We start from the raw sequence: 1,113 nt of genomic DNA, 5'->3' as shown, positions 1-1,113 counted from the left end.
GCCATCCGTAACATCCACAAATCCGGACTTTAACCGATCTGGCAGCGCAGATCACCAGATCCAGTCCTGATGCGGCTCGCAGACAAATTTAGTCGCATCAGAAAACCCGCAACCACTTGAGTGTTTCCGGCCTTCGTCGCCGGCGTCGCAGGCAGTAGCATGCTTGTGAGCGCGCTGCCCCGGCACCACGTGCGCCACGGCGCGCGGCTGCTGCATGCGGTGCAGGCCTTGCTGATGCTCGGCTTCTGCTTGGCCGGTGTGGCGGCGACACCAGTGGATGCGCCGGACAATCTGGCGGTGGTCGCGGCAGGCATGCTCGGCGCGTTCGCAATGGGCGTGCAGAACGCGCATCCGCGCCTGATCGGGCGACCGGGCGTGCCGAACACAGTGATGACGGGCAACGTCACCCAAGCGATTCTCGACGGGGTGGCGATGATGTCTCCCGGCGCATCAGCCCCGACACGCCATGCAGCGCGTGTCCGCGTCGCGAAACTGGTGCCAGCCATCGTGGCGTTTGCGCTCGGCGCGGCGGCTGGCGCGCTGGGCTGGCGCCACATCGGTTTCTGGGCACTACTGGCACCCGCGCTCGCACTCGGTGCGTTGGTGTTCGTCACTGACGATGCGCCAGGAGTCGGTCAGACATAAGGCATTTTCTATGCTGTCATTCGTCAAGGACCACTCCATGATCTCGATTCCGCCACGTGCGCGTCGTATCGAGAAAGCCGCTGACATCGTCGCCGTGTTCGATCAGCGCGCGCCAGGCGGGCAGGCCGGCGCGAGTTCGCGCATTGAAAACTATCTGGGCTTTCCCACCGGCATTTCCGGCCAGGCGCTCGCCGCGCGTGCGTTCCAGCAGGCGTTGAAGTTCGGCGCGCATCTGGCGATTCCCGGCAAGGTCGTCGACGTGAGCCGGCAGGAGGGCGTCTTTCTACTGACGCTGCTCGACGGCCAGCGCATCAGCGCGCGCACGGTGGTGGTCGCGAGCGGCGCCGCTTATCGCAAGCCGACGGTGCCGGACTTCGAACGCTTCGAGGGGCGCGGCACGTATTACTGGGCCTCGACGATCGAAGCGAAGCTGGTGAAGGGCCAGGACATCGTGCTGATCGGCGGCGG

The 1,113-nt window shown here is 65.3% G+C and carries 2 pseudogenes; both read left to right on the top strand.

What is annotated here, in order from left to right:
* Positions 1 to 120: 120 nt before the first annotated feature.
* Positions 121 to 645, top strand: a pseudogene (locus ACTJLC_RS31750) (DUF1275 family protein); the annotation flags it as partial.
* Between the two features lie 88 nt (positions 646 to 733).
* Positions 734 to 1,113 (top strand): annotated as a pseudogene (locus ACTJLC_RS31745) (NAD(P)/FAD-dependent oxidoreductase); the annotation flags it as partial.

The organism is Paraburkholderia sp. 22099, from assembly GCF_052045835.1.
Classification (GTDB): Bacteria; Pseudomonadota; Gammaproteobacteria; order Burkholderiales; family Burkholderiaceae; genus Paraburkholderia; species Paraburkholderia terricola.
This window is presented reverse-complemented; position numbering and strand designations above follow the sequence as displayed.